The sequence below is a fragment of the Bordetella petrii genome (assembly GCF_017356245.1).
GTDB lineage: Bacteria > Pseudomonadota > Gammaproteobacteria > Burkholderiales > Burkholderiaceae_B > Bordetella_A > Bordetella_A petrii_D.
Genome location: NZ_JAFMZZ010000001.1, coordinates 2,465,192 through 2,489,661, shown reverse-complemented (window position 1 = coordinate 2,489,661; position 24,470 = coordinate 2,465,192). Strand labels below are relative to the sequence as shown.

26 protein-coding genes and 1 tRNA gene are annotated in these 24,470 nt (G+C 68.4%); 20 read left to right on the top strand and 7 right to left on the bottom strand.

All coding sequences use genetic code 11. From position 1 onward, the window contains the following. The first annotated feature begins 18 nt into the window (after nucleotides 1-18). The 6 genes from J2P76_RS12020 (at nucleotide 19) to J2P76_RS11995 (ending at nucleotide 6,325) form a co-directional block, all read left to right on the top strand. Complete coding sequence (locus tag J2P76_RS12020; RefSeq protein ID WP_207407685.1) at nucleotides 19-819, top strand: SDR family NAD(P)-dependent oxidoreductase; 801 nt, start codon at nucleotides 19-21, stop codon at nucleotides 817-819. A 7-nt stretch (nucleotides 820-826) separates the two neighbouring features. Then, on the top strand, nucleotides 827-1,756 hold the full coding sequence (locus J2P76_RS12015; protein WP_207407683.1) for an SMP-30/gluconolactonase/LRE family protein: 930 nt from the start codon (nucleotides 827-829) through the stop codon (nucleotides 1,754-1,756). A 39-nt stretch (nucleotides 1,757-1,795) separates the two neighbouring features. Next, nucleotides 1,796-2,752, top strand: a complete 957-nt coding sequence (locus J2P76_RS12010) for a Bug family tripartite tricarboxylate transporter substrate binding protein (protein WP_207407681.1) — start codon at nucleotides 1,796-1,798, stop codon at nucleotides 2,750-2,752. A 132-nt stretch (nucleotides 2,753-2,884) separates the two neighbouring features. Continuing rightward, nucleotides 2,885-3,343 (top strand): YkgJ family cysteine cluster protein, encoded by a 459-nt coding sequence (locus J2P76_RS12005; RefSeq protein WP_207407679.1) that lies wholly within the window; start codon nucleotides 2,885-2,887, stop codon nucleotides 3,341-3,343. An 88-nt stretch (nucleotides 3,344-3,431) separates the two neighbouring features. Continuing rightward, complete coding sequence (locus J2P76_RS12000) at nucleotides 3,432-4,037, top strand: DNA-3-methyladenine glycosylase I (RefSeq protein ID WP_207407677.1); 606 nt, start codon at nucleotides 3,432-3,434, stop codon at nucleotides 4,035-4,037. Nucleotides 4,038-4,159: 122 nt separating this feature from the next. After that, nucleotides 4,160-6,325, top strand: coding sequence for an AsmA family protein (locus J2P76_RS11995; RefSeq protein ID WP_207407674.1), 2,166 nt, complete (start codon nucleotides 4,160-4,162; stop codon nucleotides 6,323-6,325). Nucleotides 6,326-6,352: 27 nt separating this feature from the next. Here the strand turns inward: J2P76_RS11995 and J2P76_RS11990 are convergent, their stop codons facing one another. Next, on the bottom strand, nucleotides 6,353-6,961 hold the full coding sequence (locus tag J2P76_RS11990) for a TetR/AcrR family transcriptional regulator (RefSeq protein ID WP_207407672.1): 609 nt from the start codon (nucleotides 6,959-6,961) through the stop codon (nucleotides 6,353-6,355). A 93-nt stretch (nucleotides 6,962-7,054) separates the two neighbouring features. On the opposite strand from J2P76_RS11990, the gene J2P76_RS11985 reads away from it, so the two are divergent. Next, entirely contained in the window at nucleotides 7,055-7,795 is a 741-nt protein-coding gene (locus tag J2P76_RS11985; RefSeq protein WP_207407670.1) for a 3-oxoacyl-ACP reductase family protein, read from the top strand. A gap of 27 nt (nucleotides 7,796-7,822) precedes the next feature. On the opposite strand, the gene J2P76_RS11980 is transcribed toward J2P76_RS11985, so the two are convergent. Then, nucleotides 7,823-8,614, bottom strand: coding sequence for a helix-turn-helix domain-containing protein (locus tag J2P76_RS11980; protein ID WP_207407668.1), 792 nt, complete (start codon nucleotides 8,612-8,614; stop codon nucleotides 7,823-7,825). A gap of 188 nt (nucleotides 8,615-8,802) precedes the next feature. On the opposite strand from J2P76_RS11980, the gene J2P76_RS11975 reads away from it, so the two are divergent. The 7 genes from J2P76_RS11975 to J2P76_RS11945 all read left to right on the top strand — a co-directional run bounded on the left by J2P76_RS11975 (nucleotide 8,803) and on the right by J2P76_RS11945 (nucleotide 13,815). Continuing rightward, the gene (locus tag J2P76_RS11975) at nucleotides 8,803-9,555 is read left to right on the top strand and encodes an RraA family protein (protein ID WP_207407667.1); all 753 of its coding nucleotides are present in this window, start codon (nucleotides 8,803-8,805) and stop codon (nucleotides 9,553-9,555) included. A gap of 29 nt (nucleotides 9,556-9,584) precedes the next feature. Further along, entirely contained in the window at nucleotides 9,585-10,469 is an 885-nt protein-coding gene (locus J2P76_RS11970) for an SMP-30/gluconolactonase/LRE family protein (RefSeq protein ID WP_207407665.1), read from the top strand. A gap of 18 nt (nucleotides 10,470-10,487) precedes the next feature. Continuing rightward, nucleotides 10,488-11,435, top strand: a complete 948-nt coding sequence (locus tag J2P76_RS11965; protein WP_207407663.1) for a tripartite tricarboxylate transporter substrate binding protein — start codon at nucleotides 10,488-10,490, stop codon at nucleotides 11,433-11,435. 14 nt (nucleotides 11,436-11,449) lie between these two features. Further along, a complete protein-coding gene (locus tag J2P76_RS11960) occupies nucleotides 11,450-12,400 on the top strand; it encodes a 2-hydroxyacid dehydrogenase (RefSeq protein WP_207407660.1) in 951 nt (316 codons plus the stop codon). Between the two features lie 13 nt (nucleotides 12,401-12,413). Then, on the top strand, nucleotides 12,414-12,746 hold the full coding sequence (locus J2P76_RS11955) for an NIPSNAP family protein (protein WP_242697359.1): 333 nt from the start codon (nucleotides 12,414-12,416) through the stop codon (nucleotides 12,744-12,746). Further along, nucleotides 12,743-13,561 (top strand): aldolase/citrate lyase family protein, encoded by an 819-nt coding sequence (locus tag J2P76_RS11950; protein WP_207407652.1) that lies wholly within the window; start codon nucleotides 12,743-12,745, stop codon nucleotides 13,559-13,561. The genes J2P76_RS11955 and J2P76_RS11950 overlap by 4 nt, the downstream gene beginning before the upstream one ends. 178 nt (nucleotides 13,562-13,739) lie before the next feature. After that, nucleotides 13,740-13,815: transfer RNA gene (locus tag J2P76_RS11945), tRNA-Lys, on the top strand. Nucleotides 13,816-13,918: 103 nt separating this feature from the next. Here the strand turns inward: J2P76_RS11945 and J2P76_RS11940 are convergent. Then, nucleotides 13,919-16,600 (bottom strand): autotransporter outer membrane beta-barrel domain-containing protein, encoded by a 2,682-nt coding sequence (locus J2P76_RS11940; RefSeq protein ID WP_207407650.1) that lies wholly within the window; start codon nucleotides 16,598-16,600, stop codon nucleotides 13,919-13,921. 238 nt (nucleotides 16,601-16,838) lie between these two features. Between J2P76_RS11940 and J2P76_RS11935 the strand changes: the two genes are divergently transcribed. Both J2P76_RS11935 and J2P76_RS11930 read left to right on the top strand, forming a co-directional pair. Further along, nucleotides 16,839-17,078: a hypothetical protein gene (locus tag J2P76_RS11935; RefSeq protein WP_207407648.1), complete on the top strand. Its 240-nt coding sequence runs from the start codon at nucleotides 16,839-16,841 to the stop codon at nucleotides 17,076-17,078. A 14-nt stretch (nucleotides 17,079-17,092) separates the two neighbouring features. Further along, on the top strand, nucleotides 17,093-17,518 hold the full coding sequence (locus J2P76_RS11930) for a DUF1810 domain-containing protein (protein ID WP_207407646.1): 426 nt from the start codon (nucleotides 17,093-17,095) through the stop codon (nucleotides 17,516-17,518). A 146-nt stretch (nucleotides 17,519-17,664) separates the two neighbouring features. On the opposite strand, the gene J2P76_RS11925 is transcribed toward J2P76_RS11930, so the two are convergent. From J2P76_RS11925 to J2P76_RS11915, 3 genes are all read right to left on the bottom strand, one after another. Next, complete coding sequence (locus J2P76_RS11925) at nucleotides 17,665-17,796, bottom strand: entericidin A/B family lipoprotein (protein ID WP_207407639.1); 132 nt, start codon at nucleotides 17,794-17,796, stop codon at nucleotides 17,665-17,667. Nucleotides 17,797-17,811: 15 nt separating this feature from the next. After that, nucleotides 17,812-18,906, bottom strand: coding sequence for an ornithine cyclodeaminase (locus J2P76_RS11920; RefSeq protein WP_207407637.1), 1,095 nt, complete (start codon nucleotides 18,904-18,906; stop codon nucleotides 17,812-17,814). Nucleotides 18,907-18,988: 82 nt separating this feature from the next. Further along, on the bottom strand, nucleotides 18,989-19,951 hold the full coding sequence (locus J2P76_RS11915) for a cupin domain-containing protein (protein ID WP_207407635.1): 963 nt from the start codon (nucleotides 19,949-19,951) through the stop codon (nucleotides 18,989-18,991). Nucleotides 19,952-20,083: 132 nt separating this feature from the next. On the opposite strand from J2P76_RS11915, the gene J2P76_RS11910 reads away from it, so the two are divergent. Further along, a complete protein-coding gene (locus J2P76_RS11910; RefSeq protein ID WP_207407634.1) occupies nucleotides 20,084-20,623 on the top strand; it encodes a carboxymuconolactone decarboxylase family protein in 540 nt (179 codons plus the stop codon). Here the strand turns inward: J2P76_RS11910 and J2P76_RS11905 are convergent. After that, entirely contained in the window at nucleotides 20,586-21,821 is a 1,236-nt protein-coding gene (locus J2P76_RS11905; RefSeq protein ID WP_207407633.1) for an MFS transporter, read from the bottom strand. The two genes, J2P76_RS11910 and J2P76_RS11905, sit on opposite strands and share 38 nt — an antisense overlap. 95 nt (nucleotides 21,822-21,916) lie before the next feature. On the opposite strand from J2P76_RS11905, the gene J2P76_RS11900 reads away from it, so the two are divergent. From J2P76_RS11900 to J2P76_RS11890, 3 genes are all read left to right on the top strand, one after another. Then, the gene (locus J2P76_RS11900) at nucleotides 21,917-22,825 is read left to right on the top strand and encodes a LysR family transcriptional regulator (protein WP_207407632.1); all 909 of its coding nucleotides are present in this window, start codon (nucleotides 21,917-21,919) and stop codon (nucleotides 22,823-22,825) included. 180 nt (nucleotides 22,826-23,005) lie between these two features. Beyond that, nucleotides 23,006-23,959, top strand: coding sequence for a tripartite tricarboxylate transporter substrate binding protein (locus J2P76_RS11895; RefSeq protein ID WP_207407631.1), 954 nt, complete (start codon nucleotides 23,006-23,008; stop codon nucleotides 23,957-23,959). A gap of 22 nt (nucleotides 23,960-23,981) precedes the next feature. Further along, nucleotides 23,982-24,470, top strand: coding sequence for a tripartite tricarboxylate transporter TctB family protein (locus J2P76_RS11890; RefSeq protein ID WP_207407630.1), 489 nt, complete (start codon nucleotides 23,982-23,984; stop codon nucleotides 24,468-24,470).

The window sequence follows — 24,470 nt, the reverse complement described above, 5'->3', positions numbered from 1 at the left end:
TATCCTGAAGGACACATCATGACAGGCCGATTGCAGGGCAAAGTGGCGATCGTGACGGGCGCGGGCAGTGTCGGCCCGGGCTGGGGCAATGGCCGCGCCATTGCCTACCGTTTCGCGCAGGAAGGCGCGCGCGTGTTCGCCGTGGACATGAACGCCGACGCCATGGAAGAGACCGTGGCCCGCGTGCGCGAGGCCGGCGGCGAGATCGCCACCTGGCGGGCCGACGTCACCTCGTCGGACGCCGTGCGCGAGCTGGTGCGGGCGTGCACCGACACCTGGGGCCGCGTCGACATCCTGGTCAACAACGTGGGCGGCTCGCGCAAGGGTGGCCCGGCGAGCCTGGACGAAGACACCTGGGACAAGCAGATCGATTTCAACCTGAAGAGCGTCTATCTGGGCTGCCGCCATGTGCTGCCGCTGATGGAGCAGCAGGGCGGCGGCGCCATCGTCAACATCGCGTCGACCTCGGGCATACGCTGGACCGGGTCGGCCCAGGTCGGCTACGCCAGCGCCAAGGCCGGCGTCATCCAGCTGTCGCGCGTGGTGGCGCTGGAATACGCGAAAAAGAACATCCGCTGCAACACCGTGATTCCCGGCCAGATGCACACCCCCATGGTGGAAGTGCGGCTGGCCGGCCAGCGCACCGGCGGCGACGTGAGCCAGTTGCTGGCCCAGCGCCAGGCGCGCATTCCGCTGCCTTTCATGGGCGACGGGCTGGACACCGCCAATGCGGCGCTGTTCCTGGCTTCGGACGAGGCCCGCTTCATCACGGCCACTGAAATCGTTGTCGACGGAGGCATGAGTGCACGCTGCGACTGAGGGCGCAATGCCCACGCGCTACCCCGATCCGGCGGTAATCGCGCTGGACCCGCGCTTCAAGGAGCTGGTGCTGCCGCTGGCGGCGGTCGAGCGCCTGGCCACCGGCAGCCGCTGGGCCGAGGGGCCGGTGTGGTTCGGCGACGGCCGCTACCTGCTATGGAGCGACGTGCCCAACGACCGCATCCTGCGCTGGGACGAGATCACCGGGCAGACACAGGTATGGCGCCACGCGTCCAACCACGCCAACGGCAATACGCGCGACCGCCAGGGCCGGCTGATTACCTGCGAACACCTGGGGCGCCGCGTCACCCGCACCGAGCACGACGGCCGCATCACCGTGCTGGCCGACCGCTACCAGGGCAGGCGCCTGAACTCGCCCAACGACGTGGTGGTGAAGTCGGACGGTTCGATCTGGTTCACCGATCCGCCGTTCGGCATTATCGGCTACTACCAGGGCGAAAAAGCCGAGCAGGAGCTGCCCGCGGCCATTTACCGCATCTGCCCCGACAGCGGCGCGGTCGAGCGGGTGTGCGATACGGTCAACGGCCCCAATGGCCTGGCGTTCTCGCCCGACGAGAAACTGCTGTACGTCATTGAGTCGCGCTCGCGCCCGCGCAACATCCTGGTGTTCGACGTGTCGGACGACGGCCGCGCGCTGGGCCCGTCGCGCGTGCTGTTCGACGCCGCCGAAGGCACGCCGGACGGCTTCCGCGTGGATGTCGAAGGCAACCTGTGGTGCGGCTGGGGCATGGGCACGCCCGAACTGGACGGCGTGCGCGTGTATTCGCCGCGCGGCGAACTGCTGGGCCGCATCGCATTGCCCGAGCGCTGCGCCAACCTTTGTTTCGGCGGCAAGCACCGCAACCGTTTGTTCATGGCGTCGTGCACGTCGATTTATTCCTTGTTCGTCAACACGCAAGGGGCGGCAGTCCCCTGAGCGTCAATTCCCGCCTATAAGCACACAAAGGAGAAAACCATGTATACCCAGATACTCAAGGGCCTGGCCATCGGCCTGCTCGGCCTGGCCGCGGCCGGTGCGCATGCGCAGTCCAGCACCAGCCTGGTGGTTGCGTTTCCGGCCGGCGGCCCCGCCGATTCGCTGGCGCGCGTCGTGGCCGCGCAGCTGGAAAAAGAACTGAAGCACCCGGTGGTGGTCGAGAACAAGCCGGGCGGCAACGGCGCCATCGCCGCCACCTTCGTGGGGCGCGCGCGTCCCGACGGCCAGACGCTGTTCCTGAGCTCGGTGGGCGCCATTTCGATCAACCCGTCGCTGTATCCCAAGCTGATCTACGATCCCGCCAAGGATTTCGTGCCGGTGTCGCTGCTGGTGTCGGTGCCCGAAGTGCTGATCGTGGGCCCCGGCAACCCGGCCAAGGACGCCAAGGCCTTCGTGGCGCAAGCCAAGAGCGGGGGCGTGTCGATGGCTTCGTCGGGCGTGGGCAGCATGCCGCACATGGCGATCGTGCAGCTGGAAAAGTCCACGGGCGCCAAGATCCTGCACGTGCCGTACAAGGGCGCCGCGCCGGCCATCACCGATACCATCGGCGGCCAGGTGGGCGGTTTCATCGGCGACGTTTCGGGCCTGATGCCGCACATCAAGTCGGGCAAGGCCCGCGCGCTGGCCATCGCCGCGCCCAAGCGCTCGCCCGTGCTGCCCGACGTGCCCACCTTCGACGAGCTGGGCGTGCCGAATGTGTATGCCAACAACTGGTACGGCGTATTCGCCCCCAAAGATACGCCGGCCGACACGGTGGCCGCGCTGAACAAGGTGATCGGCAAGGTGCTGGCGTCGCCGGAACTGAAAGCCTACGAGCAATCCACCGGCGTGGAGCTTTCGCCCACCACGCCGCAGCAGTTCGCCGACATCGTGCGCGACGACACGAAAAAATGGGGCGACCTGATCCGCGCGGAAGGCATCACGGTGAACAACTGACCGGGGTGCCGGATGGCAGGGCGGACGGGGTGCCAGCGGCCTGACCCCCGGGGCCGCCGGGCCGGTTCCGCGCGCCGCCAAACTTGGCTAAACTTGCGCGGTTCTCCGGCCTTCCCCTCTTTTGGCGTTTTCATGCCGCGCCTGCAACCGTATCCCGTCGACCTGGTTTCGCCCGCCACCCTGGGCGGGCACGATGCCGCCAATCCCTGCCTGAGCTGCGGCGCCTGCTGCGCGCATTTTCGCGTGTCGTTCTATTGCGGCGAAGTGGCCGGCGAGAACGGCGGCACGGTGCCGGTCGAGCTGGTGCGCCCCATCAGCCCGCTGCGCGTCTGCATGGCCGGCACCGAGCAGGGTGGCGGGCGCTGCGTGGCCCTGCGCGGCGAGCTGGGGCAGCCCGGCATCCGCTGCGTCATTTACCTGCAGCGGCCCACTCCATGCCGCGAATTCGAAGTGTGGCAGCCCGATGGCTCGGTCAACCCCGACTGCCAGCGCCTGCGCGCGGCGCTGGGCCTGCCGCCGCTGGATCCGCGCCCCGATGCCGAGAACGACCCCCAGGGACCGGTGCACCCGCACCAGCCGGCAGCCGCCTGATCCTGCCCTGTCGGGCCCCCCGGCGCGGCTGACGTTTGGCAGGCTGCCGTAGTAGCATCGGCGCTACCGTTGGTCAGGAGACACAGGCATGGCTGTGCGCACAGATTTCCCCGATGGCCTGGCGCGCTGCGCCTGGGTGGACGGCTCGGCCGGCTACCGGTGCTATCACGACGACGAATGGGGGCGGCCGGTGGGCGACGACCGCAGCCTGTTCGAGCAACTGAGCCTGGAAGGCTTCCAGTCGGGCCTGAGCTGGCGCACCATCCTGGACAAGCGCGACGGCTTTCGCCGCGCGTTTTCCGGCTTCGACATCGACAAAGTGGCGCGCTACACCGAGGCGCGGGTCGAAAAACTGGTGGCCGATGCTTCGATTGTGCGCCATCGCGGCAAGATCGAGGCCGTGATCAACAACGCGCGCCGCGCCCGGGAAATGCGCGACCGGCACGGCTCGCTGGGCGCCTATTTCTGGCGCTACGAAGCGCCGGCCGCACGGCGCGCGGCGCAGCCGGCGTCGCAGTCGGTTCAGTCGCTGGCCCTGTCCAAAGACCTGAAGAAGCTGGGCTGGAAGTTCGTCGGCCCCACCACGGTGTATGCCTTCATGCAGTCGGTGGGCATGGTCAACGACCACAGCCCGCAGTGCCATCATCATGCCGAATGTGAACAGGCCCGGGCACGCTTTGTGCGTCCTGTGTGATATCACCCTGGGCAGATTTGGAAAAATCCGCACACATTCCTTGTCACAGATTTCCGTATCCGCCTATACCCTGATAGCGAGGCCAGGCGGCATCGGGACGGCCTGGCAAAGGAAAACCGGCCATGACGCGCACGAAGAAAGTACTGATCGGGCTGGGCGGCGCCATCGTCCTGCTGGTGGCGGCTCTGGCGCTGGTGGTGGCGCTGTTCGACTGGAACCAGCTCAAGCCCACCATCAATGAGCGCGTATCGGCCGCCCTGGGCCGGCCATTCGCCATCAACGGCGACCTGACCGTGCAGTGGCGGCGCCCCGAAGGCGAGCCGGGCTGGCGCGGCTGGGTGCCATGGCCGCACATCGGCATGAACGACGTATCCATCGGCAATCCCGACTGGGCCGAAGCGCCCAACATGGCCACGCTGCAGCGGGCCGAGTTCAGCCTGTCGCCGCTGCCGCTGCTGAACCACCATGTGGTCATCCGCCAGATCCAGCTGACCCGGCCGGCCGCCAGCCTGCAGCGCCTGAAAGACGGCCGCGCCAACTGGGTGTTCACCCTGCCGGACAGCGGCGAGCCGTCGCCCTGGGTGATGGATATCGACGAGATCGGCTTCGACCAGGGGCAGGTGCAGTTCCGCGATGAAACCCTGCGCGCCGACATCGAGGCGCAGATCGACCCGCTGGGCAAGCCGGTGCCGTTTGCCGACATCGCCGGGCAGACGCCGGCGGACAAGGCGGACAAGGCGGACAAGGAAAAGAAAGCGGACGACACGGAGAAAACAGGCAACACAGAGAACGCGGACAGCACGAACCAGGCGCCGGCGGCGCCCGACTACATCTTCGGCTGGAAGGTAAAAGGGCGCTACAAGGGCCTGCCGCTGCACGGCGCCGGCAAGATCGGCGGCATGCTGGCCGTGCGCGACCCCAGCCGCCCGTTTCCGCTGCAGGCCGACGTGACGGTGGGCGACACGCGCATCGCGCTGGCGGGCACGCTGACCGATCCCGCCAACCTGGGTGCGCTGGACTTGCGGCTGGAGCTGTCGGGCGCCACCATGTCCGACCTGTATCCGCTGACGGGCGTCACGCTGCCGGATACGCCGCGCTATGCCACCGACGGCCGCCTGAGCGCGCGCCTGCACGAGCCGGGCGGCGCGGTGTTTCACTACCGCGATTTCAACGGCAAGGTGGGCGCCAGCGACCTGCACGGCGACCTGACCTTCACCGCCGGGGCGCCGCGCCCCAAACTGGCGGGCAAGCTGAATTCCCGCCTGCTGCGCATGCGCGACCTGGGGCCGCTGGTGGGCGTGCCGCCCGCCGGCAAGTCCAACACTGCATCGAAGGACGGCCCCAAGCGTCCGGCCGGCGGCAAGGTGCTGCCCACGCAGGAATTCCGCACCGATCGCTGGCGCGTCATGGACGCCGACGTCACCCTGACTGCCGAGCGCATCATTTACGACGAAGACCTGCCGATTACCAAGCTGAACGTCCACCTGATCATGGACAACGGCCTGCTTACGCTGGATCCGCTGCGCTTCGGCATGGCGGGCGGCACCATCGACACCACGCTGCGGCTCGACGGCGGCCGCACGCCGATGGCGGGCAAGGTGCAGATCGCGGCGCGCGGCCTGCGCCTGAAGCGCCTGTTTCCGAAAGTGGAATCCATGCAGCGGGCCCTGGGCCAGCTGAACGGCGACGCGGCGCTCAGCGGCACCGGCAATTCCGTGGCCGCCCTGCTGGGCAGCGCCAGCGGCGACACCAGGCTGCTGGTCAATGATGGCTTGATCAGCCGCGCGCTGATGGAGATCGCCGGCCTGAACGTGGGCAACTATGTGGTCAGCAAATTGTTCGGCGACGAAGAGGTCAAGATCAACTGCGGCGCAGCCGACCTGCAGATGCAGCGCGGCGTGATGACGCCGCGGGTGTTCGTGTTCGATACCGAGAACGCGCTGGTGCAAGTGGACGGCACGGTCAGTTTCAAGGACGAGACCCTGGACCTGGACATCATGCCCAAGAGCAAGGGCGTGCGGGTGTTTTCGCTGCGTTCGCCGCTGTACGTGCGCGGCACGTTCGGCGACCCGCAGGCCGGCGTGCATGTGCTGCCGCTGGCCGCGCGCGGCGCCGGAGCCGTGGCGCTGGGCGTGCTGCTGACGCCGGTGGCGGGCCTGCTGGCCCTGGTGGCGCCCAGCGCCGGCGAAGAAGACAACCAGTGCGCCACGCTGTTGCAGCAAATGCGCCAGCCGCCCAAGGCGCCGCCCGCCAAGGGCCGGGCCGGCGGCAAGGACGCGGGCAAGTAGGACGCGGGCAAGGAGGGCGCGCGCCGGTCAGGCGGGGGCGGCCAGCGCGTCCCAGGCCAGCATGGCCAGGCGGGCCGATTGCTGCAGGATCTTGCGCGAGGCGCCATCGCGCGCCTGGATCGCCATGCCGTGCAACACGGTGGTGTAGTAGGCGGCCAGGGCGGGCAGGTCGGTGTGGGCGGGCAGTTCGCCGTGCCGCACGGCGTCGCGCAGCCGCTGCAGGATCAGCGCCTGTGCGTGGCGCCGGCTGTCGCACAGCATTTTGTGGACCGGGGCGTGGTCGTCCGCGTTCGTGGGCGCGCCCAGCACGATCATGCAGCCCCGGGGCCGGCCCGGCTGGGTGCCGGCGCGGGCCGCGGCCAGCAGCATGTTCTCGATGCCGGCCCGCACGGTGGGGCCGCGCAGCAGTTCGGCCTGCGTGCAGCCGCCTTCGCCGTTGCTGTACAGCGCCACGGCGTCGCGGAACAACTGCTCTTTCGAGCCAAACGCGCTGTACAGGCTGGGCGCGTTAATGCCCATCGCGGCCGTCAGGTCGGCCAGCGACGTGCTTGCGTAGCCCTTCTCCCAGAACAGATCCATGGCCTTTTGCAAGGCGGCGTCGCGGTCGAAAGAGCGGGGGCGTCCTCGTTCTGCCATAAGGGCGATTTTACCCGCCGCCTGCCGCACTTGACGGCCGCCCGGCAATCAGGCGATGATATTTGTACTAATCACTACAAATATGGATTCATCATGTCAGACCTGCAAGGCAAGATCGCATTCGTGACCGGCGGCAGCCGCGGCATCGGCGCGGCCATCGCGCGCCACCTGGCCGCGCGCGGCGCCGATGTGGCCATCACCTACGTCAGCACGCCCGACCGGGCGCGGGCGCTGGTGGAAGAATTGCGCGGCACGGGCCGCCGCGCCCATGCCTACGCCGCCGACGCGGCCGACCACCGGCAGGTGCGTGCCGCCGTGGAGCAGGCCGTGCGCGACCTGGGCGGGCTGGATATCCTGGTCAACAACGCGGGCATTTTCATCGCGGGCGGCCTGGACGCGCTGGCGCATGACGACTTCCAGCGCACGCTGGACGTCAACGTGGGCGCCGTATTCGCGGCTACCCAGACGGCCCTGCCGCACTTGCCGCGCGGCGGGCGCATCATCAACATCGGCAGCTGCCTGGCCGACCGCACCGGCGAGGCCGGCCTGGCCATCTACGCCGCCAGCAAGGCCGCGGTGGCGGGCCTGACCAAGGGCGCCGCGCGCGACCTGGGGCCGCGCGGCATCACCGTCAACGTGGTGCATCCGGGCCCCATCGACACCGACATGAATCCCGCCCAGCGCGAGGGCGCGGCCGAAAGCGCGGCCGGCCTGGCCCTGCAGCGCTATGGCCATGTCGATGACATTGCCGGCATGGTGGGCTACCTGGCCAGCCCGGCCGCCGGCTACGTGACCGGCGCCGAAATATCGGTGGACGGCGGGTTTGCCGCCTAGATCCCGGCGGCGACAGCGGCTCCGGCCCTAGCCTTCGCTGGCGCGGACGTATTCCGCGGCGATCTGCTCGCTGGCCGTCCACAGGCGGCGCGCGCTTTCGTCGATGACTTCATCGGTCATCGATTCCGAAGGCAGGGTCTGCGCCAGGCTGCCCACCACGCGCTTGTCGGCGGGCAGCAGGATGGGCACGGCCACGCCCCCCAGGTTGGGCGTGATGCGTTCGCGGCTGAGGGCGTAGCCGCGCCGCCGGATGGCCGACAGGTTCTTGCGGAACGCTTCCCACGAATCGCCCAGGTCGGCCGCGGCGATGGCCGCGCCGTTGCGCAGGTAGGTCTGCCGCACGCGGTGCGGCGCCAGGTAGGCCAGCAGGGCCAGCGACGCCGCGCCCTGGAACAGCGGAAACGGCACGCCGCGCGCGCGCCGCACCACAATGCGGCGGCCCTTGTGCACCAGCGTGTCCGGGCCTTCTTTGTAGATGCACAGCACTTGGTCGCGGTACAGGTTGTGCAGCAGCAGCACGCGGTTCTCGGCGTGCAGGGTGCGCAGCACCTTGCGGCCCGCCAGGTAGAGCGGGTCGGTCAATTGCAGCAGGTGCTCGAGTTCGATGATGCGCGGCCCCAGCGCATACGTGCCGCCCGACGAGGGCGCCAGCAGCCCGGCATCGCACAGGGCCTTCAGGTAGCGGTAGGCCGTCGAGCGGGTATAGCCCAGCAGCGCGCAGATTTCTTCAATGCGCAGGATGGGCCGCGCAAGCGAGAACAGATCGAGTATCTCGAAAGCCTTGTCCAGGCTGGTAGAGGCATTTTCCTTGGCGGTCACGGAAAGCAGTCCGAACAGGAGTGAATCGGTAAAGCGGGCAAACGACGCCCCACATGATAAGCGCCGCCAGAGGTCGGTCCGTCCAAAATATAAAGAAATCCCAATATTCGGGAATATTGACATTATCAAAATGGCAGGATATTGTTCATTGCAACGCGGCCCCGTCCCGCCGCAAAGTCTCTATCGCCATGGCCGATCCCGCCCCGACGCGCCCGCAGAAACCCCTTACCGGCCGCGTGCCGCCGCAAGCCGTGCGCTGCCGCGAATTCCCGGCCCTGCCGGCTGATGTGCTGCAGCGCTACGCGCGCATCGAAGACCTGACCGCTACCGCTTCCGACGCCATGGACAACCTGGGCCTGGCCGGCGTGGTGCCCGCCTCGGTGCTGGCGCCGCAATTGGCCGCGGCGCGCCTGGCGGGGCAGGCCGTCACGGTGCGCAATACCGAACGGCCCGATGCGGTGGGCGCGGCCGCGCAGGCCGGCCAAAGCCGCATGGGCGAACACGAGGCCTACAACCTGGCCGAGCCCGGCAACGTGGTGGTGATCGAAGGCCTGCCCGGCGTGTCCAACCTGGGCGGCCAGTCGGCCTCGGTGGCGCATCGCGCGGGTTGCGCGGGCGCCATCGTCGATGGCGGCTTCCGCGATCCGCGCGTCTCGCGCGCGCTGGGCTTTCCCATCTGGTCGCGCGGCGTCACGCCCGTTACCGGCAAGTGGCGCCTGCAGACGGCCGAGATCAACGGGCGCGTGCGCATCGGCGGCGTGGCCGTCGAGGCCGGCGACCTGGTGCTGGCCGATGAATCCGGCGTGGCCTTCGTTCCTTATGCGCAAGCGCAGGCCGTGCTGCAGGAAATGGAGCGCATCCAGGCCGGCGACCACCGGCAGCAGCGCGATATTGCCGCCGGCGTCGATCTGCAGACGCTGGCAAGCACCAAATACAAGTAGTCCGATAAACGTTCCTCAAAGAGGGAGCCATGGAGACAAGCATCGAATGCGCGGTCGGCGCAGCCGACATCCTGGGCGAAGTGCCCCTGTGGTGCGACCGCACCCGGCAATTGTGGTGGGTGGACGTGCGGCGCAGCGCGCTGCAGTCGTACGACCCCGCCACGGGCCGGCACCAGGCGCGCCGCATGCCGGAAGGCATGCTGGTGGGCTCGATCGCGCTGCGCGAGGCGGGCGGCTTTGTGCTGGCCACCAACACTGGCCTGTACCGGTACGACCCCGCCGTGCCGCAGCCGCCGGTATTCCTGGCCAACCCCGAAGCCGACAAGCCCGCCAACCGCTTGAACGACGGCAAGTGCGACCGGCGCGGACGCTTCTGGGTGGGCAGCATGCGCGACGCGCAGCGCCTGCCCGAAGGCACCCTGTACCGGTTCGACCCCGACTACGCCTGCCACGCGCAGTTCAACGAAATCGTGGTGCCGAACTCGATCGCCTGGAGCCCCGACGACCGCACCATGTATTTCGCCGACACGCACCGGCAGCTGATCTGGGCCTTCGACTTCGACCTGGATGACGGCGTCATCTCGAACCGCCGCGTCTTCAAGGACTGGACCCACCACCACGGCCGCCCCGACGGCTCGACAGTGGACCGCGAAGGCTATCTGTGGAATTGCATGGTGGCCAGCGGCGAACTGGTGCGGCTGGCGCCCGACGGCAGCGTCGACCGCGTCATCGCGCTGCCGGTCACCAATCCCACCTGCCCGGCCTTCGGCGGGCCGGACCTGGCCACGCTGTACGTCACCAGCCATTCGCAGCGCATCCCGCCCGAACGCCTGGCGGCCGAGCCCTGGGCCGGCGCGCTGCTGGCCCTGGACGTCGGCGTGCGCGGCCTGCCCGAACCGCGCTTTGCGGGCTGAACGCCCGAAGGAGAACTCATGCGTATCCTGACTGTGATGCTGGCGCTGGCCGGCATATTGGCGGCCGCGCCCAGCGCGGCGAACGACGTGGTGCGGCTGGTGGTGCCGTTTTCGGCGGGCGGCCCGGTGGACCAGGTGGCGCGCATCCTGGCGCCGGGGCTGGAGGCCGCGCTGGGCGCCACGGTGGTGGTCGAGAACCGCGGCGGCGCGGGCGGCACCGTGGGCACCAACTACGTGGCCAAGTCCCCGGCCGACGGCCGCACCGTATTGATGGCGACCTCGAGTTTCGTGATCTCGTCGCAGACCACCGCCAACCTGCCGTACGACCCGCACAAAGACCTGGAGCCGCTTGCGCTGGTGGGCCAGGTGCAGACCCTGCTGGTGGTGCGGCCCTCGCTGGGCGTGAACAGCCTGGACGAACTGGTCAAGCTGGCCAAATCGGGCAAGCCCCTGTCGTTCGGCTCGACCGGCGTGGGCGGCACCATGCACGTGGGCGGCGAATTGCTGAAACGCGCCGCCGGCATCGAGGCGCTGCATGTGCCGTATCGCGGCGCGGCGCCGGCCATTACCGCACTGATGGCCGGCGAGGTCGACATGGTGAACGCCGACGTGCCGGTGCTGCAGCCCTATGTGAAAAGCGGCCGCGTCAAGGCGCTGGTGATCTACGACACCAAGCGCTCGGTCGAACTGCCCGATGTGCCCGATGCCGTCGAGGTGGGCTACCCGCAATTGCTGATGAGCAACTGGTACAGCGCCATGGTGCCCGCCGGCACGCCGCAGGCGGCCAAGCAGAAGCTGGAGCACGCCTTCCTGGCCGCCATCCGGCAGCCCGATATCGCGCAGCGGCTGTCCGAGGCCGGTTTGCGCGGGCCCATGGGTACGGCCGATTTCCGCAAGAAGCTGGATGCCGAGTTCGCGCGCTGGGTGCCGTTTCTGCGCGAAGTCGGGCTGAGCGCGAAAAAATGAGCGGCGCCGTTTCCATGCCCGCTCATCGGCTGCTGCAGCTGGGGCCGCTGCCCGCCGACCTGCAGCGCCAGGCCGCCAGCCAGTACGTGCTGGAACCGCTGTGGACCCAGCCCGCGCCGGCGCAGTTCCTGGCCGCGCAGCAGGGCGCCTTCGACGGCGCCATCATGATGTCGCGCCATGGCTGCCCGGCCGCGGTCATCGAATGCCTGGCCGCCGCGCCGCGCCCCGGCGTGGTGGCCTGCTTCGGCGTGGGCTATGACGGCATCGACCTGGCGGCCGCCCGCCGGCACGGCGTGCAGATCAGCACCACGCCCGACGTGCTGACCGACTGCGTGGCCGATACCGCGCTGGGCCTGATGCTGGCCTGCGCGCGCCAACTGGTGGCGGCCCACCGCCACGTGCAAAGCGGCGCCTGGCTGCAAGGGCCTTTTCCGCTGGCCGCGCGGGTCAGCGGCAAGCGTGTCGGCATCGTCGGCCTGGGGCGCATCGGCCAGGCCATCGCGCGCCGCGCCAGCGGGTTCGACATGCCCGTGCGCTACCACGGACGCAGCGCGCGCGCCGGCGTGCCGTATGGCTTCGAGCCCGACCTGCCCGCGCTGGCGCGCTGGGCCGACTTCCTGGTGCTGGCCTGCCCCGGCGGCCCGCAAACCCGCCACCTGGTGTCGGCCGGCGTGCTGGATGCGCTGGGGCCCGACGGCTACCTGATCAATATCGCGCGCGGCAGCGTGGTGGACGAAGACGCGCTGGTGGCGGCCATCCAGGCCGGCGGCATCGCCGGCGCCGGCCTGGACGTGTATGCCGACGAGCCGCGCGTGCCGGCCGGCCTGCTGGACAACGACCGCGTGGTCACCCTGCCGCACGTGGCGGCGTCCACGCGCGAGACTCGCCGCGCCATGGAGCAGCTGGTGCTGGACAACCTGGCCGCCTTCTTCGCCACCGGCAAAGTGCTGACCCCGCCCGCCTGAAACGACCCGCCTCATGATGATCATCGAACATCGCACCTATACCGTGCCGCACGGCACGCTGGACGACTACCTGGCGCGCTTCGAGCGGCAGGCGCTGCCGGTGCTGCGGCAGCACCTGGGCCACCTGGTGGGCGTCTTCGTCAGCGAGATCGGCCCGCTGAACCAGGTGCTGCACATCTGGGCCTACGACAGCCTGGCCGACCGCGAGCAGCGCCGCGCCAGCCTGGATGCCGATCCGGAATGGATTGCCTTCAAGCGCGGCAACCGCGGCGCCTTCACCGCGCAAGAGGTGAAGATATTGCGCCTGGCGCCGTTTTCGCCGCGCCCCTGGCAGCAGCAGACGTGACCCGTGACGTAGCACCCGCGCACAATGCGCTGAAAGCCAGGCTGGCGCGCGGCCAGGTGGCCGTGTCGCTGATCGTGCGCAGCGCGCGCGGCCCCGAGATCGCCCTGGTGGCCCGCAGCAGCGGCTTCGATGCGCTGTACATCGACCTGGAACACAGCCCGTTGTCGCTGGATACCGCCAGCATGCTGTGCATCGCCAGCCAGGCCGCGGGCGTTACGCCCCTGGTGCGCGTGCCGGAAGCCAGCGCGGCCTGGATATCGCGCGTGCTGGACGGCGGCGCCATGGGCGTCATCGTGCCCCATGTCGAAGACGCGGCCGCGGCCCGCGCCGCCGTGGCGCTGGCCAAATATCCGCCTCAGGGCCGGCGCTCGGTGTCCACCACCTTGCCGCAGCTGGCGTACCGCCCCTTGCCCGCGGCCGAGGCCCACGGCCTGCTGAATCGCGAAACCCTGGTGGCGGCCATGATCGAGAGCGGCCGCGGGCTGCGGCATGCGGACGAGATCGCAGCTGTCGAAGGCATCGACATGCTGCTGGTGGGCGCCGGCGACCTGGCGGCCGACCTGGGCGTGGCCGGGCCATCCGCGCAGGCGGCCCTGCGCGGCGCCTTCGATACCGTCATTGCCGCCTGCCGGCGCCACGGCAAGACCGCCGGGGCAGGGGGGCTGGCCGGCCAGCTCGACCTGCTGGCCGAGGTGGTCGCGGCCGGGGTCCGCTACGTGTCGGCCGGCACCGATACCGGCTTTCTGTTGGCGGGCGCGCAGGCCAGGGTGGCCGCCATTCGCGCACGATGCCCGCCCGGGGCCGATGGCCCGTAAGTTGTCCACGGCTTGTGCACCGGGTTATGCACGCGGTATGCACGGGCTTATCCACAGCATTGTCCCCAGGCCCTGCGGCGGGCCCGCCCAGGTTGCTGATCAGGCGGAAAAAAAACCATGTATAATCTCGTTCTTCTCGCGGCGGGGCTGCCTTTTTACGGGGCGTTTCGCGGCTAGCGGGCTGTTAGCTCAGTTGGTAGAGCAGCGGACTCTTAATCCGTAGGTCGAGTGTTCGAGCCACTCACAGCCCACCAGAATTCCAGGCAAACGCCACCCCCAGGGGTGGCGTTTGTTATTGCGGATCAGGCTTTGGCCAAAACTTGGCCGTTCCAGCGTGCGCCGCGATGTGGCAGATGTTCAGAATGCCATCCTGAACCCCGCCGTGGCGGCCAGAATGTAGCTGCCCGAGAAGTCGGCATCCGCGGCCACTTCTCCGTAGATGGCGTAGCGTTCGCTCCACCCGTAGTTGGCGCCGAGCCCGACGCTGCCCCAGGTACGGCCCATGCGGCTGCTGACGGGCACGCTCGCCACCTCCACACGGGTTCCGTCGAGGAATTCGTGTTTGACATTGACCACGCCGTACACGCTGGCCTCGCGCGTCTTCCCGGCCGCGTCCCAGCTTCGCTTGTAGTCCAGCGCCACGCCCAGACGGCCCTGCAGGCTGTCGCCTTTGTCGCTTTCGACACGCGCGCCGAACTTGTCGTTGAACGCGCTGAACCGGGTCGAGACGTAGCTGATCTGGGCCTGCGGGACAAGCGCGAATGTGTCATTCAGCGCGAACGCCTTGCCAGCTTCAATCCCAAGTCCATAGCTGCGCGCGTTCTGGCCGTTTTCAAGCTCGCCCGCCAGACTGGAACGCAGATCGCTGTCGAACCAGGTCGCCTGGGCCTGCGCGTCGACATAAGTGCCGTCCTTGCCATACCAGGTCAGCGTGGGGCCCAGGCCATAAGAGGCGGTGTCGATATGGCCATTGCCATACAGCGAAGACACGCGGGCGTTGGCCGTGCCGTAATTGAAATTGATCCCGCCCACCAGGCGCGAACCGTCCTGCCGGCCGTACAGGACGCGATCGACGCCAAACTGCGCTTTCCAGCTATCGATGTCGTGATGCTGGCGGGTGGTCGAGCTCGACGGGTCGAAACGGCTGGTGGCCGTTTCCACGCGGCCCCATACGCCATCGTGGCCGGTATCGGCAGGGTCATAGAGACGATTGCCGACCCGCTGGCGCAGCGTGGGAAGCCGGCTCAAGGACATCAGCGTATTGGCGTAGGCTTCGTACACCGGCACGCCGGGCTGGTAGAGCGAGGCGTCGTCGCCCGGGCCGCCATTTATCAGCGACGAGCGCAAATACCAATTGCCGTTCGCGGCGTTCTTCTGCAGTACGTATCCGTATGCCCCGGCGACCAGCGCGGGCTGGCCTTCGATGACGTAATCGCCGTTGGCCAGGGCGAACCGGCCGGCCGAGTTGCCATCCACCTGCACCACCTGTATGCCGTTTTGCGTCTGCGCGCCTGTGCCGCCGACGTTTGTTACGGTGACGGGGGTCGTGCCGGAAGTGGCTCCCGTGATGACCAGCTTGTCGGTCGGCGAACTGTCGTCGCCCAGCTGCGTCCGGATGTTGAGACCGCCGCCCAGGGCCTCGTAGTCGCCCGCGATCGTAAGCGTCCCGAATCCGCTGCGGGGGCCGGGAGCGACCGTGCCCCAGTTGGTCGTGGGGCCCACCCGGCCCGTGCCGGTCAGCCGGCCGCCCGTCAGAACATCGGTAGGCCCTCCCAGCACGCCATCGACTTGCAGCGTTCCCGCCTGGACCTCCGTATCGCCCGTGAACGCCGAGCTGTCGCCAGTAAGGGTCAGCCTGCCCGCGCCCAGCTTATGGAAGCTTGATGTTCCGGAAAGCGCAGTGCTGATCCCGACCTCGTAGGTGTTCGTATCGAACCAGGCTCCTTCGGCCCCCACCGCCTGCGTCGTGAACCCCCTCAGAAAGTCCGCCTCATCGCGATTCGCACGCAGGACACCGCCATCGAGGTTGAAGGTGACGCCGCCAGCGCCGTGGATCACCGCACCTGTTTGAAGAACCCCCCGGCCGCTGGCGTCTCCGGTGAGGTTCAAGGTGCCATCCGAGGTGCTGTTGCGGCCGATCCAGGTGCTTGTGCCGGCGACAGCCAGGCCGCCCTTTTCGATGGTCATGGTTCCACTTCCACCCAGGCCGATTTCGATATTGTCGCTCGCACTAAGCGTCGAGATATCGGATGTGCTGCTCGACACAGTGACCAAGCCGCTACTCCCGGCGTTCAGGCCAACGTAGATGGTGGCCGCGGAAGTCGGCCCGCTGAACCCGACGGTGCTCACCGCGGCACCTTCCTGGACGTTCAGTTCTCCACTGCCGTCGAGCCCTACGTAAATATTGCCTTTGGGATCCCAGACCGTAGCCGGCCCGGAGACGGTGACATGGCCATCGCTGCCATTCACCCAGCCGATCACGCCCTGCCCGCTATGTACGGTGCCGCCATCGCTGATCAAGAGCGTACCGCTGCCGCCGCTACCGATCACGAAGGCGGTCGCCGTTGAAAGTGTCCAACTGGAGCCGGGACCGACGACGGTGGCGACACCCGTGCTGCCGTTATCACGGCCAATGGTGGCGGTGTCGCCACGCACCACGCCGCCATTGAGAATATTGAGCGTTCCGTTGGCGCCGGACTCGACGCCAATAATTGCCTGGCCTGAGCTGGTCCAGGTAGAAGCGTCGCCGCTCGCGTCGCTTCCTGAAACCGTAAGGGCGCCGACTGCGCCATTTTGGTTGCCGATGTAAGTATCAATACTGCTGACTTCTCCGCCGGCATCGATATCGAGCGTGCCAGCGGCCGTGTCGCCTACGACCAAATCACCGCCGACGACCCATGGCGTTGTCGCGGGCCCGGGCGAGACATCGCCCGTCGCTGTCACGGATTGCGCGAGGGTGGGGCGCATGCCATCGAAGGCGCAAAGCAAGGCAAAAATGGTCGTTGACCTGTGTACAAGCTTGGAACCTTTGCGTGTCATGGCATGCCAGCCCTAAGGTGTGTGCGAAACGCTGCTGTTTACTGCGATAAGAAGCCGACTTCTTAATGGGGTCATATTAAATGACATTCCAATCGATTCGACTATCGTCCCACCGGTCCAAGCGGTAGGGCACGACGACGCCTTATCATCTTGCTTGATGGATCATCACGCTTCGGCAGATCCAGCGATCCGGGCGCCTGGCGTGTCCGCCAGCGTTGTTATTTGGAGCCCCAGCATCATGCAGATCTTCCGTTCGATATTCCCGGCCAGCCTGCTCGCAACCCTGTGCGCCTCGGTTGCCGCGTGCGCCAATGCGCCATCCCCGCCCCCCGAGCCGCAGGCCCAGCCCGCCACTCGGCAGGAAGCGACCGGCGACCCCGGCGCGCCCCGGCCCCGCCTGACGATCCAGTCCGGCGAGGGCGAAAGACTGAATCTGCCGTGGTTCATCCAGGACGCGCAGAACTGGATCAATGAGTAGTCCGGGGGCGGCCGATGAACGCGGACCCCTTCAACCTGCAGCGTTTCGTCGATGCCCAGGCCGGCGTATACGACCAGGCGCTGGGTGAGCTGGCCCGCGGGCGCAAGACCAGCCACTGGATGTGGTTCGTTTTTCCGCAGCTGCGGGCGCTGGGCCGCAGCGCCACCGCTCAGTACTATGGCATCGCGTCCGAAGAAGAAGCAGCCGCCTACCTGCGGCATCCCGTGCTGGGCGCGCGGCCACGCCAGTGCGTGGATCAGCTGCTGGATCTGGGGCTGACCGACCCGCACGCCATTTTCGGCTCGCCCGACGACCTGAAACTCAGGTCATGCCTGACGCTGTTTGACGCCGTTTCGTCCGGCGAGTCGCGGTTCGGCGATGCGCTGGGCCGGTTTTATCCGGAAGGGGCGGACGGGCGGACGCTGGAGCTGCTGCGGTAAGTGCTCGCCGCTGCTATGGCTTGTTCATTAGCTGGTTTGCGACAAAAGCCTGCTTTAAAAAGCTGATTCGCGACTTTTGGCCCGTCAATATCCCAATCTTTAGCCTCTTGGCGACAAACTTCCAATGACATTGGGGGCAGGAACCTCTACCGCGAATTCTCCTGAATCTTTTCGCCGCCGCGCTCGATGTCCTGGCCGGCGCCGTGCATGGTATTGCAGCCTGCAGTCACGCTGGCGGCCAGCAGGGCCATTACAAGCATCCATTTCTTGCTGTCCATATCCTTTCTCCTGGTTCAGGTTGAGAACTCGGCTTGCCCGCCCGGGCAGCAAGCGGCGTGCCCGGCGGGCAATCCGGCCGGCCGGGCGCCGTCTGCGGCAAGCAAGACGGAGTAAAGGTTCCTGGGATCAGGCAGGTCGGGAATCAGCGCCACGTCGCGGCCCAGCCCCAGCCGCGTGGCCTCGTCGTGCAGCACGCGCAGCACGGAATAATCTTCCAGGGCGAAACCCACTGAATCGAACACGGTGACTTGGGCATCGCTGGTGCGCCCGGCGGCCAGGCCGCACAGTACGCGCCACAGTTCGGTGACCGGGAAGCCGGCGTCCATTTGCTGGATGTCGCCTTCGACGCGGCTTTGCGGCTCGAATTCGACGAAGGTGGATGCCGCGGCCAGGATGCCGCGGTGCAGCTCGGTTTTGCCGGGGCAGTCGCCGCCCACCGCGTTCAGGTGCATGCCCGGCTCGATCAGGTCGGGCGTCAGGATGGTGGCGCGGGTCTTGTCGGCCGTGATCGTGGTCACAATGTCGGCGCCGCGCACGGCCTGTGCGGTGCTGCCGGCCGCGATCACTTCCAGGCCCGGCGTGGCGGCCAGGTTGCCGGCCAGCTTGCGGGTTGCCGCGGGGTCGATGTCGTAGGCGCGGATTTCGGATACGCCAAGCAGGTGGTGAAAGGCCAGCGCCTGGAATTCGCTTTGCGCGCCGTTGCCGATCAGCGCCATTGAACGCGCGCCCCGGCGCGCCAGCGCGCGGGCCGCCATGACCGAGGCGGCGGCGGTGCGCAGGGCCGTGGCAAGGGTCAGTTCGCTGACCAGCAGCGGCCTGCCGGTGGCCACTTCGGCCAGCGCGCCGAAGGCCATGACGGTGGGCAGCCCCGCTCGCGGGTTCTTCGGATGGCCATTGACGTACTTGAAGCTGTACAGCGCGTGGTCGGCGGCGGGCATCAGTTCGATGACGCCGTCGGGCGAGTGCGTCGCCAGGCGCGCGGATTTGTCGAAGTCGGGCCAGCGCAGGAAGTCGTCGTGGATGGCTTGTTCGAGCAATCGCAGGAAACCGGGCAGCGTTCGTCGTTCGACCAGGGTGGCGACATCAGGCGTGGTGAGCAGCAAAGTCATGGCTGTCTCCGGTATCCATGCCCTGATTTTGCGCTGGGGCACCGTCAAGATCAACAGCCGGATCGCCCGCCGCTGGAGTGCCTCAGGCGTTCCCGGGCCCGGCCGCCGCCTGGCGGCGCCATTGTCCCGGTGTCATTCCCATCCATTGCGTGAAGACGCGCCGGAAGGCCGACAGCGATTGATAACCGGCCAGTTCGGCGACGGCTTCGGTGGTGGCCGCGGGCTTCTTCAGTTCGTTGGCCGCCAGGCTCATGCGGATGTCGGTCAGCAAGTCGAAGGCCGAACGTCCGAGCCGGCCTTCGAAATGGCGCATGAAGGTCGAGCGCGACATGCTGCACAGCGCCGCCAGTTCGGGCAGCGTCCAGGGCCGTGCGGGGTTGCCCAGCATGGCCAGCAGGGCCGGCGCCAGCCGGGGGTGGCCGGCCAGCGCCAGCAAGCCGGCCGGCGCCTGCTCGGATTCGCTGGCGGCGCGCACGGCCAGGGCGAACAGCGCCGCGGACAGTGCGTTCAGCATGGCGTGCCCACCCAGCCTTTCGCCGGAAGATTCCACGCGCATCAGGTCCATCAGCCGGGCCAGGTGCGCGGATGCGGACGGCTGGCCGTCGGCGCCGTCATCGGCGGCCCGCACCACCAGCGTGGCCGGCAGGTAGTCGCGCACCAGCCTGTCGTGGGGCGGCGCAATGAAAAAGCGCCCGCACAGCATGTCCAGCCGTTCGCCCGAGCCGCCGTTTTCGCTGTAGCGCAGGTTGAAGCCCTGGCGCTCGGTGGCCGCTGTCGGCGCGGCGCCGCTGCCGTCGTGCAGCACATGGGCCGAGCCGTGCGGCAGCAGCACGATGTCGCCGCCTGCCAGCTCGCGCATCGATTTTTCAGCGGGGTTTTCCAGCATGGCGCGGCCCTTCAGCACCACGTGATACGGGATCTCGCGCGCGGCCGAGGGGGCGTATGCCACCCGCCACGGCGCGCCATAGGCGCAGCGGACTTCCAATTGGCCGGTAATCGTGATGATTTCCAGCAGGCGGCTCAGCCAGTCGATCGGGGCAGCCATGGGTGCGGCGTTGATTTGAAACTATTGGGCATTTATGTGGATTTTATAAGACTTATCGGGATCAATCGCGGTCTCTACAGTAGCACCTACCGATACATCGGTTTTTTTCTAACCCACCCAAGGAGCTACATCATGAGCCGCATCGCCATTCCCGCCCTGTCGTCCGCCACCGGCGCAACCGCCGAGGTCTATGACCAGATCCGCAAAATCGCCGGCGGCAAGGTGCCCAATCTTTTCGCCGCCCTGGGCCACCTGGCGCCCAGGCAACTGGCCGCGGTGCTGAACGCCGAAGGCGCGGTGGCCGCCGGCACGCTCAGCAAGCACGACCTGGAAATCATCAAGCTGGCCGCCAGCGCGCAGACGGGTTGCGACTATTGCGTGGCCGCCCATTCCTTGCTGGGCAAGCTGGCGGGCCTGCCCGCCGACGCCCTGCGCGCCATCCGCGCCGGCCAGCCCTCGGGCGATGCCAAGCGCGACGCGCTGGCGCATTTCGTGCGGCAGATCGTGCGCACCAGCGGCACCCTCAGCCAGGACGAGTTCGATGCCATCCGCGCCGCGGGCTATACCGATGTGCAGCTGGCCGAGATCTCGCTGGTGATTGCCCTGGTGTTCTTCACCAATACCTTCAACCGCATCAACGACACCGACGTCGATTTTCCTGCGGTGCAGTAAGCCGGCATGCCGGGTGGGCGCCGGGCAGGGCGGCCGCGGCGGCGGCGGCAAGCAGCGCCGCCGCCGCCACGATCAGGGCGGCGGCATGCCAGCCGTAGGTATCGATGGCCCTGCCCACGGCCACCGGCCCGGCGATCTGGCCCAGGTTGTTGCCCTGCATGACCAGGCCCAGCACGATCGGCGCCAGGCCGGCCGCGGGCGCCGCCAGCGGTGCGCCGGACAGCAGGGTGGCGGGGATCAGCCCGCCCACCGCCGAGAACACGATGCACAGCAGGAACGTGCCCGCGTCGGGCAGCAGTGGCAGGAAAATGCCCAGCCCGGCTGCGCCCATGGCCAGGCTGGCCGCGCCCAGCAGCACCGGCCGGGCCACGCCGCGCGCCAGCAAATGGCCGGCGGCCAGGTTGCCCAGGATGTTGACGGCCGAGGCCAGGGCGCTGAGCAGTCCGGCGGTGCGCAGGCTGGCTTCCATGCGTTCCATCAGCAGTACCGGCAGGAAGCTGAACAGCGCGAAGAACATCAGGCTGTAGCAGGCGAACACGGCGGCCAGCAGCAGCGGGCCGCGCGCCCGCGCGACGCGGGCGGCGTCATGGCGCGCGGCGCGCCAGCCTCCAGGCGCGCGGGCGCCGTGGCCGGGCACGGCCGCCAGCACCGCCAGGGCGGCCAGCAGGACCAGGCCGCCGCTGGCCCACCACAGGGGGCGCCAGCCGCCGAGCAGCGGGCCGGCCAGCATGGCGATGGCCATGCCGGCAGGCATGAAGCAGCTCCATAGCGAAAACACCAGGTCGCGGCGGCTTTCGTGCACCACGTCCTGCCGCTGCAGCACCGAGGGCGCGGCCACCGTGATGAACAGGAAGCCCGCGCCTTCGATCACGCGCGAAGCCAGCAGCCAGCCATAGGAAGGGCTGGCGGCGCCCGCCGCGGTGCCGGCGGCCGTGGCCAGCAGGCCGCCGACCAGCACGCGCCGGCTGCCCAGGCTGCCGACGATGACGCCGGCCGGAATCCCGCCCACCACGCCCAGCACGGCGAAAATGCCGCTCAGCCAGCCCAGGGCGTCCAGGTTCAGGCGCAGGTCGGCCTGCAGCATCGGCCCGGCGATGGCGGCCTTGCCGACCTGCATGGCGGCGACCACGCCGCAGGCGACCACCACGGCCACGGCGGCCCATCGGGTACGGAAAACAGCTGCTGGCGGATGAGTCATGGTGGAAAGGGAAGCGGTCTTGGCGAAATACTAGCGACGGAAGTCGAGCAGTAGAAGTGACATAATTCAGATTGTTCTGATCATAAAAAACGATCATGCTCGACGCGCTGACGCTGGACCAGATTCGCACTTTCGTGACGGTGGCCGAGCAGGGCAGCTTTCGCGCGGGCGCCGCCAGGCTGCGGCGCGTGCAGTCCGGCGTCAGCGCCAGCATCGCCAATCTGGAAGCGCAGCTGGGCATCGCCTTGTTCGACCGGTCGGGCCATCGCCCGGTGCTGACGCCGCAGGGGCACGCGCTGCTGGTCAACGCCCGCGACATTCTGCTGCGCGTCGACGCCATGCGGGCCCGCGCGCGCGGCTTTGGCGAAGGCGTCGAACTGGAACTGGCGCTGGTGGTCGACACCCTGTTTCCGCTACACCAGATCGGCGCGGCGCTGGCTGAACTGCAGGCCGCCTATCCGTCGGTGGCGATCCGGCTCGACATCGCGCCGCTGGGCGGGCCCTTGCAGGCCTTGCTGGAACGGCGCTGCACCCTGGCCATCATGGCCGGAGAAAACTTCCGCGATCCGCGCATCGTCTTCGAGGCCCTGTCGGTGGTAAGCCAGGTGGCCGTCGTGGCGGCCGGGCATCCGCTTGCCGCGCGCGCCCACGGCGAGCGCATCGGCGCTGCCGAACTGGCCGACCATGTGCAGATCGTGCTGGCCGATCCGACGCCGCATTCCGGCGGCCGCGATTTTGGCGTCATCTCGCCGCGCACGTATCGCGTGGGCAATCAGGACGCCAAGCACGCGCTGATCCTGGCGGGCGTGGGCTGGGGCCGACTGCCCCAGTGGCAGGTGCAGCGCGACCTGGACGAGGCGCGCCTGGTCCGGGTGCGCACGCCGGCGCTGGGGCGCAACAGCGCCGCGGCCTCGGAAGTCTATCTGGCCCACCGGCTGGATGCGCCGCTGGGGCCGGCCGCACGGGGCCTGGCCGACATTCTCAGGCGCCTGTGCGCGCGCTGAACCCGCCCGCCATCGGCGCCGATGGCGGTGCGCATTCTGTCGGCATGCTGAACAGGGGCGCCGCGCGTCGCTTGGCGAGGCACCAGAAACTGTCTAGTATCGAAGCCTGCTGAACCGCACATCAATAAACAGGCAACTGGCCGATACCCGCAGCGGGTGCCGCGCCCCAAGGAGACATCCATGCTACGCATCAAACAGGTTCTGGTTTCATTGGCCGTGGCCGCGCTGCCGCTGGCCGCGGGCGCCGCGCCGGCCAAGGTCATGGCCCCGGGCGGCCCCGGCGGCGGCTACGATGCCGCGGCCCGCGTGCCGATGCAGGTCATGCAGGAAGCCGGCATCTTCACCGACGGCTACCAGGTCACCAACAAGGGCGGGGCGGGCGGCACTATCGGGCTGGCCGAATTCATCAATACCAGCAAGAACGACGACAATGCCATCATGTCGATGGGCTCCATCCTGGTCGGCGGCATCATCCTCAACAAATCGCCGGTCACGCTGGACACGATCACGCCGCTGGTGCGCCTGACCGACGACGCCGATGTGCTGGCGGTGCCCATGGATTCGCCCATCAAGAATGTGGCCGACGTGATCGCCGCGCTGCGCAAGAATCCGGGCGCGCTGGCCATCGGCGGCGGCTCGGTCGGCGGGGTCGACCAGGTGGCCGCCGGGCTGATCGCCAAGTCGGCCGGCGTGCCGCCCAGCAAGCTGAACTACATTCCCTATCCCAGCGGCGCCGAGCTGGTGCCGCTGCTGGTCAGCGGGCAGCTCAAGCTGGCGCTGTCGGGCCTGTCGGAATTCAAGCCCTACGCCGACCAGAAGCGCCTGCGCATCATCGCGGTCACGTCCGAGCAGCGGCTGCCCGGCGTGGACGCGCCCACACTGAAAGAATCGGGCGTGGACGTGGTCATCGGCAACTGGCGCGGCATCATCGGCGCGCCCGGCATGAGCAAGCAGGGGCGCGACATGTGGCTGGACCGCTTCCAGAAGATGCACGCCTCGCCGCAATGGAAAAAGACGCTGGCCGACCATGGCTGGTCGGATGCCTATCTGGCGGGCGACGCGTTCGCCAAGTTCCTGGACGAAGAAAAAGTCCGCCAGGAACAAGTGCTGAAGGACCTGGGCCTGGTCAAGTAACGCGCCGGCACAGGAGACCGCCATGTCCGCAAACCCGCCGCGCCGCCGTCCATGGTGGCTGGGGCTGGCCGTGATCGCCATCGGGGCGGTCTGGCTGCAGCAGGGATACGCGCTGCCCAAGTCGGGCGGCTACGCAGGCGTAGGGCCTGGCGACTTTGTCATGCTGGTGGGGGCGGCGCTGATCGCGCTGGGCCTGACCCTGCTGGCGCAGATCGCGCGCGGCGATTCCTTCGAGCCGCAAGAGGCCGAAAGCGCCGAAGCCGGCGCGCGCCCCTCGCGCAAGGCGCTGCTTTTCGCGGCGGCGGGGGCGGCCATTCCCCTGCTCACCATGCGGCCGCTGGGTTTTCCGCTGACGGCGATGCTGGCGTTCGCGCTGGTCACGCATGCCTTCGGGTCGCGCCGCGTGGTGCTCGACTGCGCCATCGGCCTGGCGCTGGGCATTATCTGCTGGCTGGGGTTCACGCGCCTGGGCGTGACGCTGGGCGGCGCGCTGCCGCTGGCGGGGTGGTGA